This is a genomic window from Acinetobacter sp. AOR18_HL (assembly GCF_027855145.1).
GTDB lineage: Bacteria > Pseudomonadota > Gammaproteobacteria > Pseudomonadales > Moraxellaceae > Acinetobacter > Acinetobacter pittii.
In genome coordinates, this window is sequence record NZ_JAKTIG010000045.1 from 26,330 (window position 1) to 44,095 (window position 17,766).

The following is a 17,766-nucleotide window of genomic DNA, read 5'->3' on the forward strand; positions in this document are numbered from 1 at the left end:
TAAAAAGAGACTTCATTCAACCGTATAATTTTAAAAACGGAATCGTGAGTCTCTTTTTTATTTACTGCAACGACTGGATTGGAAAAGTAGGGGAAAGATCATGAAGCAAGAGTTTTATACTGGATGGGTAAAACAATATAACCCTGATAAAGGTTTTGGTTTTATTGAAACTACTGAAGGAGATATTTTCTTTCATATTTCTGATTTCCCTGCATCAGAGGGCGAACCGAAAAGAAATGAAAAAGTGAGATTTCTTGCCGCAGATAATCAGGGCAAATTTAAAGCGATCAAAATTGAGCGTGTTGACCCGAATCCTGCGAAAACCAAGAAAAATAAAATTGCAGATCACAATAAAGCGATCACAAGCGAATTGCTATCAAATTTTCGACGCTAATCAATGAAAAGATCAGGTTTTAAACCTGATCTTCACAGAATTGTAAGAATGCTTTGAGACCTGGACCCTGATATTTTTGACGGTGTACCAGCATATAAAGCGGACGGGTAAGCTGCCAGAATGGTGTATCTAAAATTACTAATTGTCCCTTTTCAATTAAAGGTTCAATGGCTAGTTTAGAAATACATGACATACCTAAACCACCAGCAACGATTTTTAAAATTGCTTCATTGTGACCTAGGGTTAAGCGAATATTCGCGTCTGGCAGATCTTGCAATATCGCATTATCAAATACTTCACGCGTTCCTGAGCCTTCTTCACGTAAAATCCATTCGACTTGAAGAAAATCATGCGCTGTTAGAGGTCTATTTAAACGTGCTAACGGGTGATTTGGGGCGCAGCAAACTGCAAGCTCATCATCACGCCAATGAATACATTGGAGTTGAGGTAAGTGACATGAGCCTTCAATTAAAGCTAAATCAAGTTGGAATTGATTGACTGCTTCAATCATTTGGCGTGTATTGCCCACTTGTAATTGCAAATGCGCTTTAGGGTGATGCTGTAAAAAGTTTGCCATTAAATCTGGCATGAGGTAATCACTAATCGTTAAAGTGGCCCCAATACGTAAATCAATGCTTTGCAATTCACCTTTTGCAGCTTGCTCAAAAGCTTCACAGCGACCTAATATTTCTAATGCTTGAGGCAATAGAAAACGACCTAAATCATTAAGCTGTAATCGTTTACCTAAACGATCAAATAGAGGAGCACCAAGACCATCCTCTAAATCGGCTAAAGCCATACTTGCTGCACTTTGCGTCAGTCTGACCGCATCACTCGCTTTGGTGACAGTTCCTTCTTGAGCGACTGCTACAAAAACAGCCAACTGGCGTAATGTCATGCGCATGTTTAAAAAGCCTTAACGTTTAAAAGTATTCATTATTTCGGCTGTCATGCTAACATGAGCGCACTATTTCATGCCACGTTGAAATCATGTCAATTGAAAAATTTAGCGTAGAAAAAGTTTTATCTGTACACCGCTGGACTCCAACTCTTTTTAGTTTCACCATGACCCGCCCTGCACATTTTAAATTTACTGCTGGGCAATTCGCACGTATTGGGCTAAAAGTTGGAGAGGAACTCGTTGTTCGTGCTTATTCGGTAGTCTCATCACCATTTGATGAAACGCTTGAGTTTTTTTCGATTGTAGTACCAGACGGTGCATTTACGTCAAATCTTCAACATTTAAAGGTAGGAGATGAGCTGTATTTAGAAAAAATACCTTATGGTTATTTGACTTTAGCTCGCTATCAACAACCTTTACCCCATGATTTATGGTTATTGGCAACGGGTACAGGATTAGCTCCATTTTTATCGATGCTACAAGACTTCGATACATGGTCTAAATATCAAAAAATTAATTTGGTCTACAGTGTCCGTACCGCAGCTGAGTTAGCTTACGTTGATCGTATTCAAGAGATTGCTGAAACTTTTGGGGAAGGACATAACGGATTTAAATTTATTCCGATTATTACTCGAGATCCATCTGCGCCATTGCATGATCGTTTGCCGATTCTAATTGAAAATGGTGAATTAGAAAAATCTGCTGGTATAGAGCTGAATCCTGCCACAAGCCACGTCATGCTTTGCGGAAATCCGCAAATGGTAGATGACACGAAAGAGGCTTTAAAACGCCGTGGTTTGACGATGAACCGTCGAGGTGAGGGAAATATTGCGGTAGAAAATTACTGGTAATAAATTGCGGTGAAAACAACTTTATAATTAATTTTATGGATATGTTTATTAGTGGACAAACATATCCATAAATTCGCGAATTTCTGAAATTGCGCTGTCTACATCGGTTGAAAGCCAAGTTGGCTCAAAAAGACCTGCATAATGTTCCAAACGATCTTGTGGAACGACTAAGCGAACAGGACAGTCTTCTTCTAGTAAGCGCCAAGGTAAAATCGGAACATCATTGTCTAGAAAAATATTGATATTACGAATATCAACAATCATGGCATTAATGCAGTCAGGAAATGGCATGACGGAAAATTCTTCAGTACGGCGACGAAAATACTCTAAATCACCCCATTTGAGTTCATAACTTGGTTTATTAAATTCAATAATACCAATGAGATGTTCGTCTCTCGTCTGATGTATATAACATTGATGTGTGACGTCAGTGTCGAGATCAAGTGTTACGTTTTGCTGACGATACATCATAAAATAGAGCAGCTTTAAAACAAGGGGGCTTATTATAGCCTATTTTATAAAAAGTAAGCGCTAAAACATATTGTATTACAAATAGAACCTTAAAGAAGCTCGAGCATAACTTGTCATTATTTTTTAATGGCTAAATATTTTTGCCTAAATTTTATACTGTTTTTATTATTTTAATAGTAGAGTTTTGCAAACACAGACACCTTAGCATAATGCTTTTTCACACAATGCAACAAACCAAATTGCTATGATGATTATAAAGTTAATGATAAAAGAAGAGGGGAAAGAAGATGCATGATTTTTCAAAACCACCTCATGTGACGAGTTCTGAAGAAACTGCGAAAAAAAGAAGATTGCCAGTTTACATTTTAATTATTGTTGGGCTTTTTCTTATTGCACTCATCGTCTACATGGTTGCTGATCACAGCAAAACACCTAAAGAAGAAGCCGCTTTTCAACATGAGGTCACACCACATGTCATTAAGAGTACTTCAGATTTGAATATCTATAAAGGGTAATAAGCTAACCAGTATATCTTTATAGAAAGCCTTTGGGATGTGACCTGAAGCCTTTTTTTGCAACCTTTTGCATCAATTTGTTGTATTTATGCAGAAGTGTGTTGATTAGAAAATATTCAAAACATAAGGTGAGATAGACCGCATTTATCGTCATTTTTAACAACGAAAAGTGTTTTTCATAATTGATGGCACTGAAAAGAACATAACAATTGAGGACATAACAATATGAATGAATTTTTTGATGGGCCTCGCGGCGCTCAGTTTGATGCGATGTATTACTGGGATCAGTTTCATCCTATTTTAGCTGCAATCGTCATCTTACTGGTTGGCTGGATAATCGCTTTATTAGTTGCGGCAGGTGTAAAAAAACTTCTGCAAAAAGTAAATACCAATGCAAAATTATCTTCAGCAACTGGGCGTGCTCCAAACATAGAAGGTCTTATTTCAAAAGTCGTATTCTGGTTTATTCTAATCTTAGCTGTTGTCGCAGCTCTCAATGTACTTAACATTAGTGGAGTAAGTGGCCCGTTCAGCAATATGGTGAATCAGGTACTCGTCTATATTCCAAATATTATTGCTGCTGTTGTGGTGGGTTTTATTGGTTGGATCGTTGCTCGACTGGTGCGAGCAGGGGTGACCAATGTTTTATCCCGAACTCAACTTGACGATAAGTTAAGCAGTGAAGTGGGTGTAGGTGGAATTAGCCAGAATATTGGTGAAATTCTTTACTGGCTTGTATTGTTACTTTTCCTTCCGATTGTTCTTTCAATATTAGGATTAACAGGCTTACTGATTCCAGTTCAAAATATGGTAAATGATGCAGTAGCATTCTTACCAAATATCTTTATTGCTGGTGTTATCGTTTTTGTTGGTTATATCTTGGCAAAAATTGTACGCGGTATTGTTGAAGGTTTAGTAAATAGCTTAGGTGTTCAGGCTCAAGCTGAAAAAATTGGTCTTTTCAAAAGCTCTAATGTAGGCAAATTCTTAGGTTCATTTGTTTTTGCAATCATCATTATTACAACATTGATTGTAGCGTTTGAAGCTTTAGGCATTGAGACAATTTCTCAGCCAGCAACAGCTATGCTCAATGAGATCTTGCAGGCGATTCCAAACATTATTGCTGCTGGTTTAATTCTACTGGTTGCTTATATTGTTTCTCGTTTTGTTGGCCGCTTAGTAGCCGAATTAATTGCAGGTACAGGTGTTGATGAAATTCCTGCAAAGTTAGATGTACAACGCTTTTTAGGTCAAACTAAAGTTTCTAACGCAGTTGGCTGGTTAATTGTATTCTTTACTATGCTATTTGCAGTTTCTGAAGCTGCGGATCGTCTTGGTTTCGATCAAATTAGTGGTCTAATTGCAATGTTTATCCATTTCGGTGCAAACATTCTATTGGGCGCTGTAATCTTGGTTATTGGTTTCTGGCTTGCCAATGTTGTGGCGAACGTGGTTCAACGCGGCGAATATAATAGCTCGCGTTGGTTAGGTAGTTTAGTTCGTGTGTTAATTATTGGTCTTGTACTTGCGCTTGGTTTAAGAGCGATGGGTATTGCAGATTCAATCGTTAATCTTGCTTTTGGTTTGACTCTAGGCGCAGTTGCAGTTGCTTTCGCTCTTGCATTTGGTTTAGGTGGTCGCCAACCAGCAGAAAGACTGTTGAGTGATTTGTTAGATAAAGCTAAAAAAGAAGCGAATGAACCGAATCCGCTTTATCAACCACCGTCTACTACCACAACGAGCAGCCCATCTGCTGGTAGCTCATCTGCAACTACGAGTTCGTCAACATCTACAGTTGCACCAACGACTACAACCTCACCATCAACTGTTTCATCTGATGCAAAACCAGCTGATTCTGCACAAGTAAATCCAGCAGAACCACCAGTAAATAAACCGTTTGGATCTACTGGAGAAAATGACGAAATTTAGTAAGTAAAACTAATTTTCAGATAAACCGTACAAAAAATCTTTGATTTTTGTGATAAGTTCGACCACTCTATATTGAGTGGTCGTTCTTTTTAAGCGTTATAAAAACAAATAAGTGAGGAAAATACGATGAAGAAACCAAGTCGTTTTTTAGCACCGATTGTCATTGCGGGAATTACGGTAGGTTTTTTAGCAAGTGCTTATAAATTTGTGTTTAACAAATCTAATTCATCAAAACAGGCAACAACTCATACACGTAATTCTGAAAAATCTTCAAATGATTCGAAAGCTTCAAATTAGCTTATTCATCATTTAAACGTATTGTGCTGCTGCATAAGCAGAAGACCAAGCCCATTGGAAGTTATAGCCTCCTAAATGGCCAGTCACATCAAGTACTTCCCCAATAAAAAACAGTCCTTTCTGCTTTTTACTTTCCATGGTTTTGGAAGATACTTCACTTGTATCAACTCCGCCTAAAGTAACTTCGGCAGTACGATAGCCTTCTGTGCCTGATGGTTTGACGGCAAAACCATGTAGTTGCTCAGCAATATGATCTAGCTGTGCATCACTGATATTACCAATCGCTATTTCGCTCTGCTCTGGCCATATAAGTTGCTGTAATTCTTGTACAATACTTTTTGCAGTAAATTCATTCAGAAGAGTACGCAATAAAACTTTAGGTTGGGCTTTCTTTTTGTCTTTTAAATAAGTTGCTAAATCTTGGCTCGGGAAAAAGTCAATTTTAAAACTTTCACCAGTATTCCAATAGTTTGAAAGCTGTAAAGAACTTGGACCACTCAAACCACGATGCGTAAACAATAATGCTTCAGTAAAGCTATTCTTCGAGTTACTTAGAGTCACATCTAAAGCATTACCACTTAGGCGTGTAGTGACTTCTTTAATATGATCTGAAAAAGTAAATGGGACTAAACCTGCGCGAGTTGGGAAAACCTGATGTCCAAATTTTTGTGCCAGTTCATAGCCAAATCCAGAACCACCCAAAGTTGGAATGGATAAACCACCTGTAGCAACCACTAATGACTCACAGCTAAATCGGCCTTGGTTTGTGTGTACAGTAAAACCGCCTTTTTCTAATGGATCAATCTGTACAGCTTCACATTGAGTTTGGATATCAACGTTATTGGTTTTATCACATTCACTTACTAGCATCTCTAAAATTTCTTTAGCGCCGTTTAGCGTGAATAATTGCCCGTGTTTTCGTTCTTCATAAGCAATTTTATAATCACATACCAAACCGATAAAGTCCCAGTTGCTATAGCGTGATAGAGCAGAAATAACGAAGTGTGGATTATGAGAAATATAGTTGTCAGGCTCTACATAAAGGTTGGTAAAGTTACACTTACCACCGCCCGACATTAAAATCTTTTTACCAATTTTATTGGCTTTTTCTAAAATTAAAACCGAGCGCCCTCGTTTAGCAGCATGTGCAGCCAACATGAGTCCAGAAGCACCTGCACCTAAGACAATGACATCGACATGACTGTTAGACATAAGAGATTCTCGATTAATCGTGAAAATTTAAAAGGGGCATATACTATCATGCCGAGCCTTAGTCATGTTAAAGACATTTACTGCTATGCGAAGTAATGTGCACTAAAAACTAATTAGTTATTGATGTGATTTATTTCTTATATCTGCCTGTAAACCACCAGAATGAATTGCCAGAATGCGAGTTCCTTCAGAAAAGTAATTATTCTTTATAAGATCAAACAGACCAAACATCATCTTTCCCGTATAGATCGGTTCAAGTGGTACCGCATGCTGCTCTTCAAAACTTTCTATAAATGCCAATAACTCGGGTGAAGTTTTTGCATACCCACCACAGCAGTATGCATCTGTCACAGACCAGTTCTGTTTTTTGGTCCACTGCCGAATTTCTTGTTGTAAAAAGTTACCTTTTAAAGCCGAAAATCCTAAGACTTTTTGGTGTAGTCCACTGCTTTCAATGAGCCCCGAAATCGTTCCGCCAGTTCCTACTGCACAGCAAATCACATCATATTGATTTAAATCACTTTGGCTCAGAATTTCCTGACAACCTTGAACAGCCAATTCATTGGTGCCGCCTTCAGGAATAATGAAAGTTTCAGGAAATTGATGACGTAATTGTTGAAGATAGTTTGCATCATCTCGTAAGCGATATTCATTGCGTGAGACAAAATGTAGATACATTCCTAAACTTTGAGCTTTTGCTAAGGTTGGATTAAGAGGCTTATCAGCTAACTCTTCACCACGAATAATTCCAATACTTTTTAAGCCAAAAAGATGAGCGGCATAGGCAGTCGCGGCAATATGATTTGAATAGGCCCCTCCAAAAGTCAAAATGCTCGATAAACCTTGTTGTTTTGCGACAAGCAGATTGTATTTTAGTTTGAAAAATTTATTGCCTGAAATTTGGGGATGAACTAAATCTAATCGCTTAATGTCGAGATGAACTAAAGAGGGGGGAGCAATGTGCTGATAGGAAACAGGTTGGGCAATGTGATCAAACATTAGAAATTGAGAAAAATAATGATTGATCACATTGTAGCTTTTTAAATAGAGCTTTAAAAAGCTGTTTACGAACTTGTATCGACAGATGTAATCACTGACATGCCAGGACGTAAGTGTTCTATTCCTTCTTGATTTGGATCAATGGTAATGCGTACGGCAATTCGTTGAACCACTTTGGTAAAGTTTCCTGTTGCATTGTCAGGCTTTAATACACTGAACTCAGAACCCGCAGCAGGTGAGATCTGCTCAACATGCCCTGTAAATTTTTTGTGTTTCATCGCATCGACTGTAAACCATGCTTTTTGCCCAATTCGCATATTGGCAATTTGGGTTTCTTTAAAGTTGGCAATCACCCAAGTTTGCTGTGGAATGAGGTAGAGTAATTGTGACCCTGCTGCTACATATTGCCCAACACGAGGGTTCACCTCACCAAGTTGTCCATCCATTGGAGCAACAATGACACTATAGTCTTTGGTAGTTTGTGCCTGATCTAGTTGTGCTTTAGCACTGGAAACTTGTGCTTCTAAGCCAGCTTCCGCGACCTGCGCCGTTTTAAGTGCTTCTTTGGCAACTAAAACATTGGCTTCTGCCTGCTTCAGTGCTGCAAGGTTATTTTCAGCATCTGATGCGGCTTTATCTTGCTCAGATTTAGAAGCTGCTCCACTATTACCTAACTGTTGATATCGTCTAAGCTGTGCTAAAGAAAGTTCATATTGAGCTTTAACTTGATCTACTTTTGCTTGTGCAGCCACAATATCAGCTTGTTTTTGAGCAATAGACTGTGTCTGATTGGCTAAAGTATTTTTAGCTTGTTCAACTCCAGAAGCCGCTTGCGTTACTTTTTGGTCGTAGGTGGTTGCATCAATATGCATTAATACTTGACCCTTTTTAACGTGGTCAAAGTCCTTAACTAATACATCTTTAACATAGCCATTAATTTGCGACGATAAAATCGTTGTTTTACCTTTAACATAACTATTGTCAGTTTGCTGAACGCTCGTTGCGAAGGGTCCGATTCTCCATGCCCACAAAATCACTAAAATACCGACAATGAGCACAACTAGCATCCATAATAAAGTTGAGCGTTTTGTGGAAATCAGTTTACTCGCAGGTGCCGGTTCATTAGATGGAGCGGGAGCTACTTGAGGTGGAGCTTGTTCTGGTTTGTTTTGATCATCTGACATATATCAATCTCAATTTCTATTTCATCAATAAAGAAGCCGTTAAGGACGGCTAATTCCTCTACGTTGTAGATATTTACTTCGTGCAATATTAAAACCACCCCACAAGAGTAGTGCGACAGCAAAAATACCGTTTAATGCAATAACGTCATTGTAGGCACGCACTTGCGCTTCACGAGTGACCACTTGATTAAGTGAGCGCATGGATTGGGCTGTTTGTAATGCTGGGTCAGTAGTCGTAACTGATGCACTGCGTTGATATGTAGAGAGCCTTTGAGCAACTAGAGGATCTGCTTGTTCCAAATCTTTAATAATCTCGACTTGATAGTTTTGTGTGCGGTGTTGTTGATAGGTCGAGAAGAATGAAGACCCGACAAGGCCGCCAAATGTTTGAGTTGCAGAGAACAGCACAATAAAAGTCACCACATACGAAGGACCTTTAGCCAAAGTTTGCGCAAAGCCAATCAGGAGCAATGGCCCAATAAATAAACCACCTGCAAAGCCTACTAAAAACTGACTTGCAAAGAAGTTCACAGGTCGGACATCACTGGTTAAGTGATAATCTAGTCCACATGCGACTAAAATTAAAAATTCTGCAAAAAGTAAGTGGAAGATAATCCGTTCGCGTGAAAAAGTCAGTGCACTAAAAAGTGTTCCGCTTAAAATCCCTATCAATATGACCACATAGAGTGGAACAAATTGGTCTGGACCCATCCCCATTGTTTTTAAGAAGTTAACAGCTGCGTAGCTTTGTTCTGACATTAAAAGTCGAATAGCAAAAGCACCAAAAATGAAGCGTAGGGTCGAAGCGGCGCCTAACCAGCGTGTCATAATTAATGGATTGGCGCGATAGTGCTCATAGAGCAAACCAAGAACAACTAAGCTAAAACCTGCAATTAAGACGTAAGCAAGCCATTCACTGTTAAACCACCATAAAATTGGACCTTGTGTGAGTACAATACATAAGCAGGCAAAGCCAGGCGCTAATAAAGCAAAGGTAAAGAAATCTTGCTTCTCAAAAACATAAATTCTTAAGCTACGTGGTAACTTCAATGAAACGACCATGGCTAAACAACAAAGTGCTAAGCCGAGCTCAAAGGTATATAGAACAGACCAACTATCTGTATTTACGAGAAATGGAGAAATAATCCAAGCTAACGGCACGCCAAGTTGCTGAAAACCAAAGGCAATATATATACCTTTTGCCATGTCTGCTTTTTTAAAAGCTTGCATGGTGTAATACATACCTAGTGAGCTTAATGGCGCACCAGCTAAACCAGCTACAACCCGCGCAAATAGGGCCATTTCATAAGTATGCACAAAAATATGTAATACCAGAACTGCAATAAAAATCACGAGTCCTATTTCCGAAAATACTCTTAGGCCATACTGTTGCCGGGCTTTAAATAAAATCAGGTTTGAACTGACATTTGCCATGACATAAGCAGCAGGCAACCAAGCCGCTTCGGAAGGAGTTAGTCCATACTCACCTTGGATTAAAGGTAAATTTGCCGTAATAAAACCATTACTTAAGCTTGCCGAAAGGGCGATAAATAAACCAATAAAAAAGTAAATAAACCGCTTAGGTACAGAGTGTTCAATAGCTGCTGGTGAACCAGGTAAAGTCGGTTGCTCTTCTGGGGTCCAGTCGGGTGGTGTTTCCAAATAACGAGGCGTTTTACTCATTCTATCCCTCGAATTTTTTGTATTTGAATACCATGAAATAGTAATTCAATTGCTCGTTTTGCTAAGCGAGTCTGTTCTTCTGGCTCATGTCCTTGAAATGAAGAACCCAACATTGCTGTGACCATTGCATAGTCATCGGCGGTCAGATCAGCTCGGCACAATTTTTGTTCTATCGCATTTTCAATCAGTGGGTTAAGTGCATTATTTCGCCGTTCATAAATTTTTAACATAATTGGATCTTGTCGATCAATCACTCTCCAAAAATCTTGCAAAATTGCGAGTTTGGGAAGTTGTCCAATATGTCCTTCAATTAAACGAAATAAACCATCTTCGAATTGTTGAAAATGAGCTGCTTTTTGCTCTAGCTGTGTAATCGCGCGTTCTAAAAGTGCACTAATTAAAGCTTTTCGATCACAAAAGTTGCGGTAAAAAGTTGCTCTGCCGACCCCAGCGTGGTCAATCACAACTTGTAAGGGAACATTAATACCATGAATACGAAAACATTCTTCGGCTGCATTGAGTAATTCATCCCGATTATGGGCTGCAATTTTTTGACGTTTACTCATGTCATCGGTTTGGGGAGTTCTAAAGGTTATATATTTAACGGACATTTTTGTCCGTTGTGAAGATTTAAATTGTAAAAACATGAAAATTCAATTTTCATCATTTATATCTTCGCCATTTTTATATGTGTCATAAAAAGCTGTTAGAATACCGCGCAATTGCATGATGCTAGGTCAATACAATGTTTGAGTCCCTTATTCCTCTTTTTTCAATTGCGATGGCATTGATGCTTGGAGCAATAAGTCCTGGGCCAAGCTTTATTTATGTTGCACAAAATTCAATTTCTAAATCACGTAAACATGGGTTGTTTACCGCTTTAGGGACGGGGACAGGCGCAGCGCTTTTTGGTCTATTAGCAGTTATGGGATTGCAAGCAGTTTTATTGGCGGTGCCTTCTGCTTATCTAATTTTAAAAATTGGTGGTGGGCTATATTTACTTTGGCTGGCTTTTAAAATTATTAAACATGCTAAAGAACCAATTGCGATGGAAAACGATGGCAAATCGAAAATGACCTATAAGCAGGCATATCGATATGGCTTAATTACCCAGTTAAGTAATCCAAAAATCGCAGTTGTATTGGCCAGCGTATTTACGGCTTTACTGCCAAAAGAAATCCCTAATTATTACTATGTCGCATTACCAGTGATTTGTTTTATGATTGATGCGGGTTGGTACTCATGTGTGGCAATGCTGCTCTCTTCAGAGAAGCCTAGAACAATGTACTTAAAAGCAAAAACTGCCGTTGACCGAGTAGCTGGAAGTATTGTGAGTGTATTAGGCTTAAAGTTAATTTTCTTCAAATGATAAGTCTTTAATTAAATTATCTAAAAAATCCAAAGCCAGCTATTTATAGTCTGGCTTTATTTTTGCGTAAAATATATACAAATTGAAATATCTTTTTTAGCACTTAAACACTTTAAAAGTGGTAACTTAATAAATAAAACAAAAAGAAATGAGGATCACGTTATGAAAAAACTAATGGTGAGCATTTCTGTAGTTTTTCTCATCTTAACTACAGGATGTGAGATGAGAACGATGAGTAAGCAACAACCGGCAAATGAGCGGGCCATGAGTATTGCTGGTTCTCCAATTCACGAAAAGGACTATAAAATTTCCGATATACAAGTGAATAATCATGAGCAATCTAACTATTAAGTTACTTGCTGGATGTGCAACTTACTGTATTTTGAATATGGTAATTGCATGTGAGCCTGCTTCTTTAGATGGGGAGCTTTTTCAGGAAAAATATGATTTAAATCATGATGGCATGTATAGCCTAAAAGAATTTCAACGGGTTGAAGACTTTTATCCTTATAACTGGCCGAGTGATAAGCGTTTTCAAGGTGAAAACAAGCAGACAGAGCTATTTCATTATTTAGATGAAAATAAGAATGGCTATTTAACAAATGAAGAGTTGGGAAATATACACGTTTTATTTAATAACCCTTGCGAAGGGTGGCCGTGGTCATAATTTAGTAAGCTTTGTTTAAACCTATTCAAAGCCCTTAAAAATAAAAAAGCTCCCAATTTAGGGAGCTTTTTTTGAAAGCAGATTAAGAAACTTTATCGCCAGGTTTCGCACCGCTGTCTGGAGAAATAATGAAAATACCTTCACTATTTCCGGCAGCAAGTACCATGCCGTTTGAAATACCAAAACGCATTTTTCGTGGTGCAAGGTTAGCCACCATAACAACCAATTTACCTTTTAGGTCTTCTGGTGTGTATTGGCTACGAATACCACTAAATACATTGCGTGGTTCAGCTTCACCAACGTCTAAAGTAAGTTGTAGTAGTTTATCTGAACCTTCAACTGTACCTGCGTCAATGACCTGAGCAACACGTAAGTCAACTTTTAAGAAATCTTCAATACCGATAATTTCAGCTTCACCAACTGCTGGAGTAGGCGCTGCTTTGTCTTTTTTTACTGCCGCTTTTATTGCTTCTGGAGCAGGAGCACCTAAAGACTCTTTAGAAGCATCAACCATAGCTGCAACAGCTTTTGGATCAACACGCTGCATAAGCGGTTGGAACTGCGCAATCTCATGGCTTACAAGAATTTGTTTGCGTGACTCGAAATCGAAGCTTTCAAGTTTTAAGAAATCTTGAACTTGTTGAGCTAAAGTTGGCAGAACTGGAGCCAAGTACACCGCTAGTTGACGGAATAAGTTGATACCCACAGAACATACATCAAGAACCTGTTGTTCTTGACCTTCTTGTTTAGCAAGAGCCCAAGGTTTTTTCTCATCAATATATTGGTTTGCACGGTCAGCTAGCGCCATAATTTCACGGATCGCCGTAGAGAATTCACGTGCTTCATATGCAGCAGCGATTGAATCGCCAGCATCAATAAAACTTTGTACTAACTCAGTTTCTGCACAATGAGTAGATAACGTATTGTTAAAACTGCTGTTAATGAATTTCGCACAGCGACTAGCAATATTAACGACTTTACCGACTAAGTCTGAATTTACTTTCTGAACAAAGTCATCAAGATTTAAGTCAGAGTCTTCAACTTTATCTGAAAGTTTAGATGCAAAGTAGTAACGTAGATATTCTGGGTTTAAATGCTGTAAATACGTCTCGGCCTTAATGAAAGTACCACGAGACTTAGACATTTTTTGTCCATTTACAGTTAAGAAACCGTTTACAAACAAGCCTGTTGGGGTGCGATAGTTCGCACCTTCAAGCATTGCAGGCCAGAATAAAGCATGGAAATAAACAATGTCTTTACCAATAAAGTGATAAACATCGTTTTGGCTGTCTTTTTTCCAGAAATCATCAAAGTTTAAATCTGGGCGTTTAGTTTTGATGTAGTTTTCAAAACTAGACATATAACCAATTGGGGCATCTACCCACACATAGAAATATTTATTTGGTGCGTCTGGAATTTCAAAGCCAAAATATGGTGCATCACGAGAAATATCCCAGTCTGCTAAACCAGCTTCAAACCATTCATCTAACTTGTTCGCAATTGAAAGAGGTAAACGTCCTTCATCACGCGTCCATTTTTGTAAATATTCTGAAAAGTTTGGAAGCTTGAAGAAATAGTGATCTGATGATTTTTCAACTGGTGTTGCGCCACTTAATGTTGAACGTGGATTAAGTAGCTCAGTTGCATTGTAAGTTGTACCGCACACTTCACATGAGTCGCCGTATTGATCTTCTGACTTACATTTTGGGCATGTACCTTTAATGAAACGGTCAGACAAGAACATCCCTTTTTCTGGGTCAAATAACTGAGTTACAGGGCGAACTGCAATATTTCCAGCTTCACGGTTTTTAATATAGATATCTGTTGAACGTGCTTTGTTTGCATCGCTATGCGTTGAATCGTAGTGATCGAAATGTACGCCAAAACCGTCAAAATCACGGATGTGTTCTTTTTGAACATTCGCAATTTGCTCTTCTGGGCTAATACCGTTTGCTTCGGCACGTAGCATAATTGCTGTACCGTGAGCATCATCCGCACATACATAAGTCACATCATGACCCATTGCTCGCATGGCACGAACCCAGATATCTGCCTGGATGTAACCGAGTAAATGACCCATATGAATTGGACCATTAGCATAAGGGAGGGCATTAGTGACTAAAATTTTACGCACGGATTTCATTCTCTCATTCGTATTTATAAGGTGGAAGATTTTAACTGATGCAGGGAGATAAGCAAAGATTAATAATCTCCGGCTTGGCATAAGAGATTTCTATTAAAATGGATTTTGGTCAGGCATGGTTTCTCTTTAGAACAGATAAACAAATCAAAAAATATTTGAATCTTCCTGTATTGTCTTTGTTTCAAATTGCAGTTACGGTCAGAAAATAAGCCATAACGATGTATAACTAATAACTTATTCAGGTAATTTTTTAATTAACTATGAGGATAACAACGATGACTACAGAAAATAAATTAGATGAATTAAAGGCAAAAGCGGCTGATGCAAAAGTACAAGGTGAAAAAGCTTTGGACGATTTAAAGGAAAATGTAAAAGAGAAGCAAGCTGCTGGTAAAGAAGCAGTTGAAGATAAGGTAGACCAATTAAAGGCAAAAGCGGCTGATGCAAAAGTACAAGGCGAAAAAGCTTTGGATGATTTAAAGGAAAATGTAAAAGAAAAACAAGCGTCTGGTAAAGAGGCTCTTGAAGAAAAAGCAACTGATTTAAAAGGTAAACTTGAGGATGCTCAGCATAGTCTACAAGATAAGTTTGATCATTTGCGTACAGAAGCAGCTCATAAACTTGACGATGCTAAAGCCAAAGCTGCGGAATTAAAGGAAGAGGCTGCTACAAAATTGGATGAGTTGAAAACGCAAGCAACCGCAAAACTTGATGAGTTGAAGAAAACTGCGACCGATAAACTCAATAAATTAAAGAACCATGATTCTGCTGAATAAGCTGATTTAAACTAAAATCTGCACTCCTTACCTAAAAGATGAGATGTGAAGTTAGTAATTATTCATCCCAAGGTGAGCGAGTGCGGAGCAATACTGTTACACTATCTCCATTAAGCTGTAATGATCTGTTTTTGGAGTAAACAATATGTCTTGGCTTTCTTCATTAAAGTCCGTTTTTTCACCCGCACAAGAGGTGAAAGAAGATGAAATCCAAACCGTACTCCAAAATTATTTATTACCGCATTCGAAAGATGCTTTAAAGGAGCGCATTAGTCAGCTTCAAGTTCAGGGTCGTGTATTACAACTTACGATTAATACATTTCCTGATGAAAAAGAGCATTTGCAGCAAATCCATGATGATTTAGCTGGTGCATTAGAAAAGTGCGGTATTGAAGAACTTAATTTACACGTAGTTCAACAAAAGCGCCCTACACAAGAAAGTTCAAACCTACCTCCTGTGCTTGATGCCTCACCTAAATCAGAACCAGATCCAAATAATCCACCGATTCAAAAAGCCGCTCCGCAACAAAGAGATGTTCCACTTCACCCTCGCATTAAGAATGTTATTTTAGTTTCATCTGGAAAGGGTGGCGTTGGTAAATCGACAACTACCGTCAATTTAGCACTTGCCTTGCAAAAAATGGGTCTTAAGGTTGGGGTATTAGATGCTGACATCTATGGTCCAAGTATTCCCACAATGCTAGGAAACGCTGGTAAAACCCCACTTATTGAAAGTGAAAATTTTGTACCTTTAGATGCTTATGGTATGGCTGTGCTTTCTATTGGACATTTAACTGGTGATAACAACACACCTGTTGCATGGCGTGGACCAAAGGCAACAGGCGCTCTAATGCAATTGTTTAATCAAACACTTTGGCCTGATTTAGATGTACTCATGATTGATATGCCACCAGGTACTGGTGATATTCAGCTTACGCTTGCACAGCGTATTCCGGTTACAGGCTCAATCATTGTGACTACTCCACAAAATGTTGCCTTGCTTGATGCGATCAAAGGAATTGAGTTATTTAATAAAGTGGGTATTCCAGTATTAGGTGTCGTTGAAAACATGTCGACTCATATTTGCTCAAACTGTGGTCATGAAGAGCAAATTTTTGGTATCGGTGGTGGTGATAAGCTTTCCGAGCAATACCATATTCCATTGCTAGGCCGTTTGCCTCTAAATGCTCAAATACGTGAACATGCTGATCAGGGTAAACCGAGTGTTGTGGCAATGGATGATGCGGCTGATAGTTATATTGAGATTGCTAAAGCAGTCTGGCAGCAGATTGAAAAAATCCCTCAACGCACACGTGATGATAAGCGTATTTTCTAATTTATTAAAACCCGGCTTTAAGTCGGGTTTTTTATCATCTGATTAAAATAAAAAATTAAATTACTGAATCCTAATAACAAAGCTGAACTTGAAATTGGCATGTAGATTGCTACCTTACACTTTTTAAAAAGAAAGGTTAAAAAATGCAATTTAAGTATAGTTTGGGCGTAATCAGTTTATGTAGCGCTTTATTTTTAGTTGGATGTAACGATGACAACTCATCTGCCTCACAGACACCAACAGTTCAGGAACAAAAACAGAAGTTACAGCCGATCATTATTCAGGGTGCTTTACCCGTAGAGTCGGAAAGAATGGCTTCAAAGTTAGAGAATAAAACTGTTGAAACAGTAGGGGGATGGACCTTCTGGAAGGGTACCTATAATGGTTATCCAATGATTATTTCTAAAACCCGCATGGGTATGAGTAACTCTGCTGCAGCAACTGCTCTAGCGATTGAACGTTATAAACCAATTGCGATCATTAATCAGGGAACTTCAGGTGGACATGATCCTGATTTGCACGTTTACGATATTGTTTTAGGAAAATATACAACCAATATTGGTGCATTTAGAACACCTAAACAGCCAGTGGGCGGTGGTTCAGACTCACTCACATGGGGTGAGGCTTTTGATGTTTTGCCAACAGATGAATCTGACCCAGAACCGATTGCAATACGCAAATTTGAAGGTGACCAAGAGTTGTTAATGGCAGCACATAAAGTCCGTTATGATAAAGGTGATGTGGTTGAAGGAACGATTGGTTCAGCAGATGTCTGGAATAATGAGCTAGATCGTATTCAATTTTTCCACCAGCGTTATGGTACTTCTGTTGAAGAAATGGAAGCGGCTTCTGTTGCACAAATTGCAAGCCAGTTTAATGTTCCTTTCCTAGGCATTCGAATCTTATCTAATAATATTACCAATAACGGAGCTTATGACCCTGGTACAGGAGAGGCTTGCCAAGAATATGTGCTTAATGTGGCCGAAGAATATATGAAATCAAAACTACCGAAATAATGATTTAAACTTATGCAAGAAGA

General features: G+C 38.6%; 19 protein-coding genes. 11 read left to right on the top strand and 8 right to left on the bottom strand.

The genetic code is table 11. The features are described from left to right. The first annotated feature begins 100 nt into the window (after positions 1-100). On the top strand, positions 101-394 hold the full coding sequence (locus MKL51_RS12015; protein ID WP_005803269.1) for a cold shock domain-containing protein: 294 nt from the start codon (positions 101-103) through the stop codon (positions 392-394). A 19-nt stretch (positions 395-413) separates the two neighbouring features. Here MKL51_RS12015 and gigC read toward each other — a convergent pair whose 3' ends face one another. After that, positions 414-1,298, bottom strand: a complete 885-nt coding sequence (gigC, locus tag MKL51_RS12020; protein WP_002120024.1) for a LysR family transcriptional regulator GigC — start codon at positions 1,296-1,298, stop codon at positions 414-416. Between the two features lie 86 nt (positions 1,299-1,384). On the opposite strand from gigC, the gene MKL51_RS12025 reads away from it, so the two are divergent. Beyond that, positions 1,385-2,146, top strand: a complete 762-nt coding sequence (locus tag MKL51_RS12025; protein WP_002120057.1) for a ferredoxin--NADP reductase — start codon at positions 1,385-1,387, stop codon at positions 2,144-2,146. A 48-nt stretch (positions 2,147-2,194) separates the two neighbouring features. On the opposite strand, the gene MKL51_RS12030 is transcribed toward MKL51_RS12025, so the two are convergent. Continuing rightward, positions 2,195-2,614: a hypothetical protein gene (locus tag MKL51_RS12030; RefSeq protein WP_014205905.1), complete on the bottom strand. Its 420-nt coding sequence runs from the start codon at positions 2,612-2,614 to the stop codon at positions 2,195-2,197. Between the two features lie 290 nt (positions 2,615-2,904). On the opposite strand from MKL51_RS12030, the gene MKL51_RS12035 reads away from it, so the two are divergent. From MKL51_RS12035 to MKL51_RS12045, 3 genes are all read left to right on the top strand, one after another. Then, on the top strand, positions 2,905-3,132 hold the full coding sequence (locus tag MKL51_RS12035) for a hypothetical protein (protein ID WP_017481286.1): 228 nt from the start codon (positions 2,905-2,907) through the stop codon (positions 3,130-3,132). A 225-nt stretch (positions 3,133-3,357) separates the two neighbouring features. Beyond that, entirely contained in the window at positions 3,358-5,061 is a 1,704-nt protein-coding gene (locus tag MKL51_RS12040) for a mechanosensitive ion channel (RefSeq protein ID WP_017481287.1), read from the top strand. A 126-nt stretch (positions 5,062-5,187) separates the two neighbouring features. Beyond that, positions 5,188-5,358, top strand: a complete 171-nt coding sequence (locus tag MKL51_RS12045) for a hypothetical protein (RefSeq protein ID WP_017481288.1) — start codon at positions 5,188-5,190, stop codon at positions 5,356-5,358. 12 nt (positions 5,359-5,370) lie between these two features. Here the strand turns inward: MKL51_RS12045 and MKL51_RS12050 are convergent, their stop codons facing one another. The 5 genes from MKL51_RS12050 to MKL51_RS12070 form a co-directional block, all read right to left on the bottom strand. Then, a complete protein-coding gene (locus MKL51_RS12050) occupies positions 5,371-6,570 on the bottom strand; it encodes an NAD(P)/FAD-dependent oxidoreductase (protein ID WP_017481289.1) in 1,200 nt (399 codons plus the stop codon). A 117-nt stretch (positions 6,571-6,687) separates the two neighbouring features. After that, positions 6,688-7,569, bottom strand: coding sequence for a 1-aminocyclopropane-1-carboxylate deaminase/D-cysteine desulfhydrase (locus MKL51_RS12055; protein ID WP_002120010.1), 882 nt, complete (start codon positions 7,567-7,569; stop codon positions 6,688-6,690). A gap of 65 nt (positions 7,570-7,634) precedes the next feature. Next, positions 7,635-8,753: an HlyD family secretion protein gene (locus tag MKL51_RS12060; RefSeq protein ID WP_017481290.1), complete on the bottom strand. Its 1,119-nt coding sequence runs from the start codon at positions 8,751-8,753 to the stop codon at positions 7,635-7,637. Positions 8,754-8,792: 39 nt separating this feature from the next. Next, on the bottom strand, positions 8,793-10,436 hold the full coding sequence (locus MKL51_RS12065) for an MFS transporter (RefSeq protein WP_017481291.1): 1,644 nt from the start codon (positions 10,434-10,436) through the stop codon (positions 8,793-8,795). Beyond that, positions 10,433-11,002 (bottom strand): TetR/AcrR family transcriptional regulator, encoded by a 570-nt coding sequence (locus tag MKL51_RS12070; protein WP_002120318.1) that lies wholly within the window; start codon positions 11,000-11,002, stop codon positions 10,433-10,435. The genes MKL51_RS12065 and MKL51_RS12070 overlap by 4 nt, the downstream gene beginning before the upstream one ends. Positions 11,003-11,181: 179 nt before the next feature. Here MKL51_RS12070 and MKL51_RS12075 point away from each other — a divergent pair, with 179 nt between their 5' ends. The 3 genes from MKL51_RS12075 to MKL51_RS12085 all read left to right on the top strand — a co-directional run bounded on the left by MKL51_RS12075 (position 11,182) and on the right by MKL51_RS12085 (position 12,472). After that, a complete protein-coding gene (locus MKL51_RS12075) occupies positions 11,182-11,805 on the top strand; it encodes a LysE family translocator (protein ID WP_005071049.1) in 624 nt (207 codons plus the stop codon). Between the two features lie 162 nt (positions 11,806-11,967). Next, on the top strand, positions 11,968-12,156 hold the full coding sequence (locus tag MKL51_RS12080; protein ID WP_270904327.1) for an NF038215 family lipoprotein: 189 nt from the start codon (positions 11,968-11,970) through the stop codon (positions 12,154-12,156). Next, positions 12,137-12,472 (top strand): hypothetical protein, encoded by a 336-nt coding sequence (locus MKL51_RS12085; protein ID WP_017481292.1) that lies wholly within the window; start codon positions 12,137-12,139, stop codon positions 12,470-12,472. The genes MKL51_RS12080 and MKL51_RS12085 overlap by 20 nt, the downstream gene beginning before the upstream one ends. An 82-nt stretch (positions 12,473-12,554) precedes the next feature. Here the strand turns inward: MKL51_RS12085 and metG are convergent, their stop codons facing one another. Beyond that, entirely contained in the window at positions 12,555-14,606 is a 2,052-nt protein-coding gene (gene metG, locus MKL51_RS12090) for a methionine--tRNA ligase (protein WP_017481293.1), read from the bottom strand. 284 nt (positions 14,607-14,890) lie between these two features. Between metG and MKL51_RS12095 the strand changes: the two genes are divergently transcribed. From MKL51_RS12095 to MKL51_RS12105, 3 genes are all read left to right on the top strand, one after another. Next, positions 14,891-15,391 carry a hypothetical protein gene (locus tag MKL51_RS12095; protein ID WP_017386611.1) on the top strand — a complete coding sequence of 167 codons (501 nt, stop codon included), beginning with the start codon at positions 14,891-14,893 and terminating at the stop codon, positions 15,389-15,391. Positions 15,392-15,536: 145 nt separating this feature from the next. After that, positions 15,537-16,727, top strand: a complete 1,191-nt coding sequence (apbC, locus tag MKL51_RS12100) for an iron-sulfur cluster carrier protein ApbC (RefSeq protein WP_017481294.1) — start codon at positions 15,537-15,539, stop codon at positions 16,725-16,727. 143 nt (positions 16,728-16,870) lie between these two features. Continuing rightward, on the top strand, positions 16,871-17,743 hold the full coding sequence (locus tag MKL51_RS12105; RefSeq protein ID WP_017481295.1) for a 5'-methylthioadenosine/S-adenosylhomocysteine nucleosidase: 873 nt from the start codon (positions 16,871-16,873) through the stop codon (positions 17,741-17,743). Positions 17,744-17,766 lie beyond the last annotated feature (23 nt).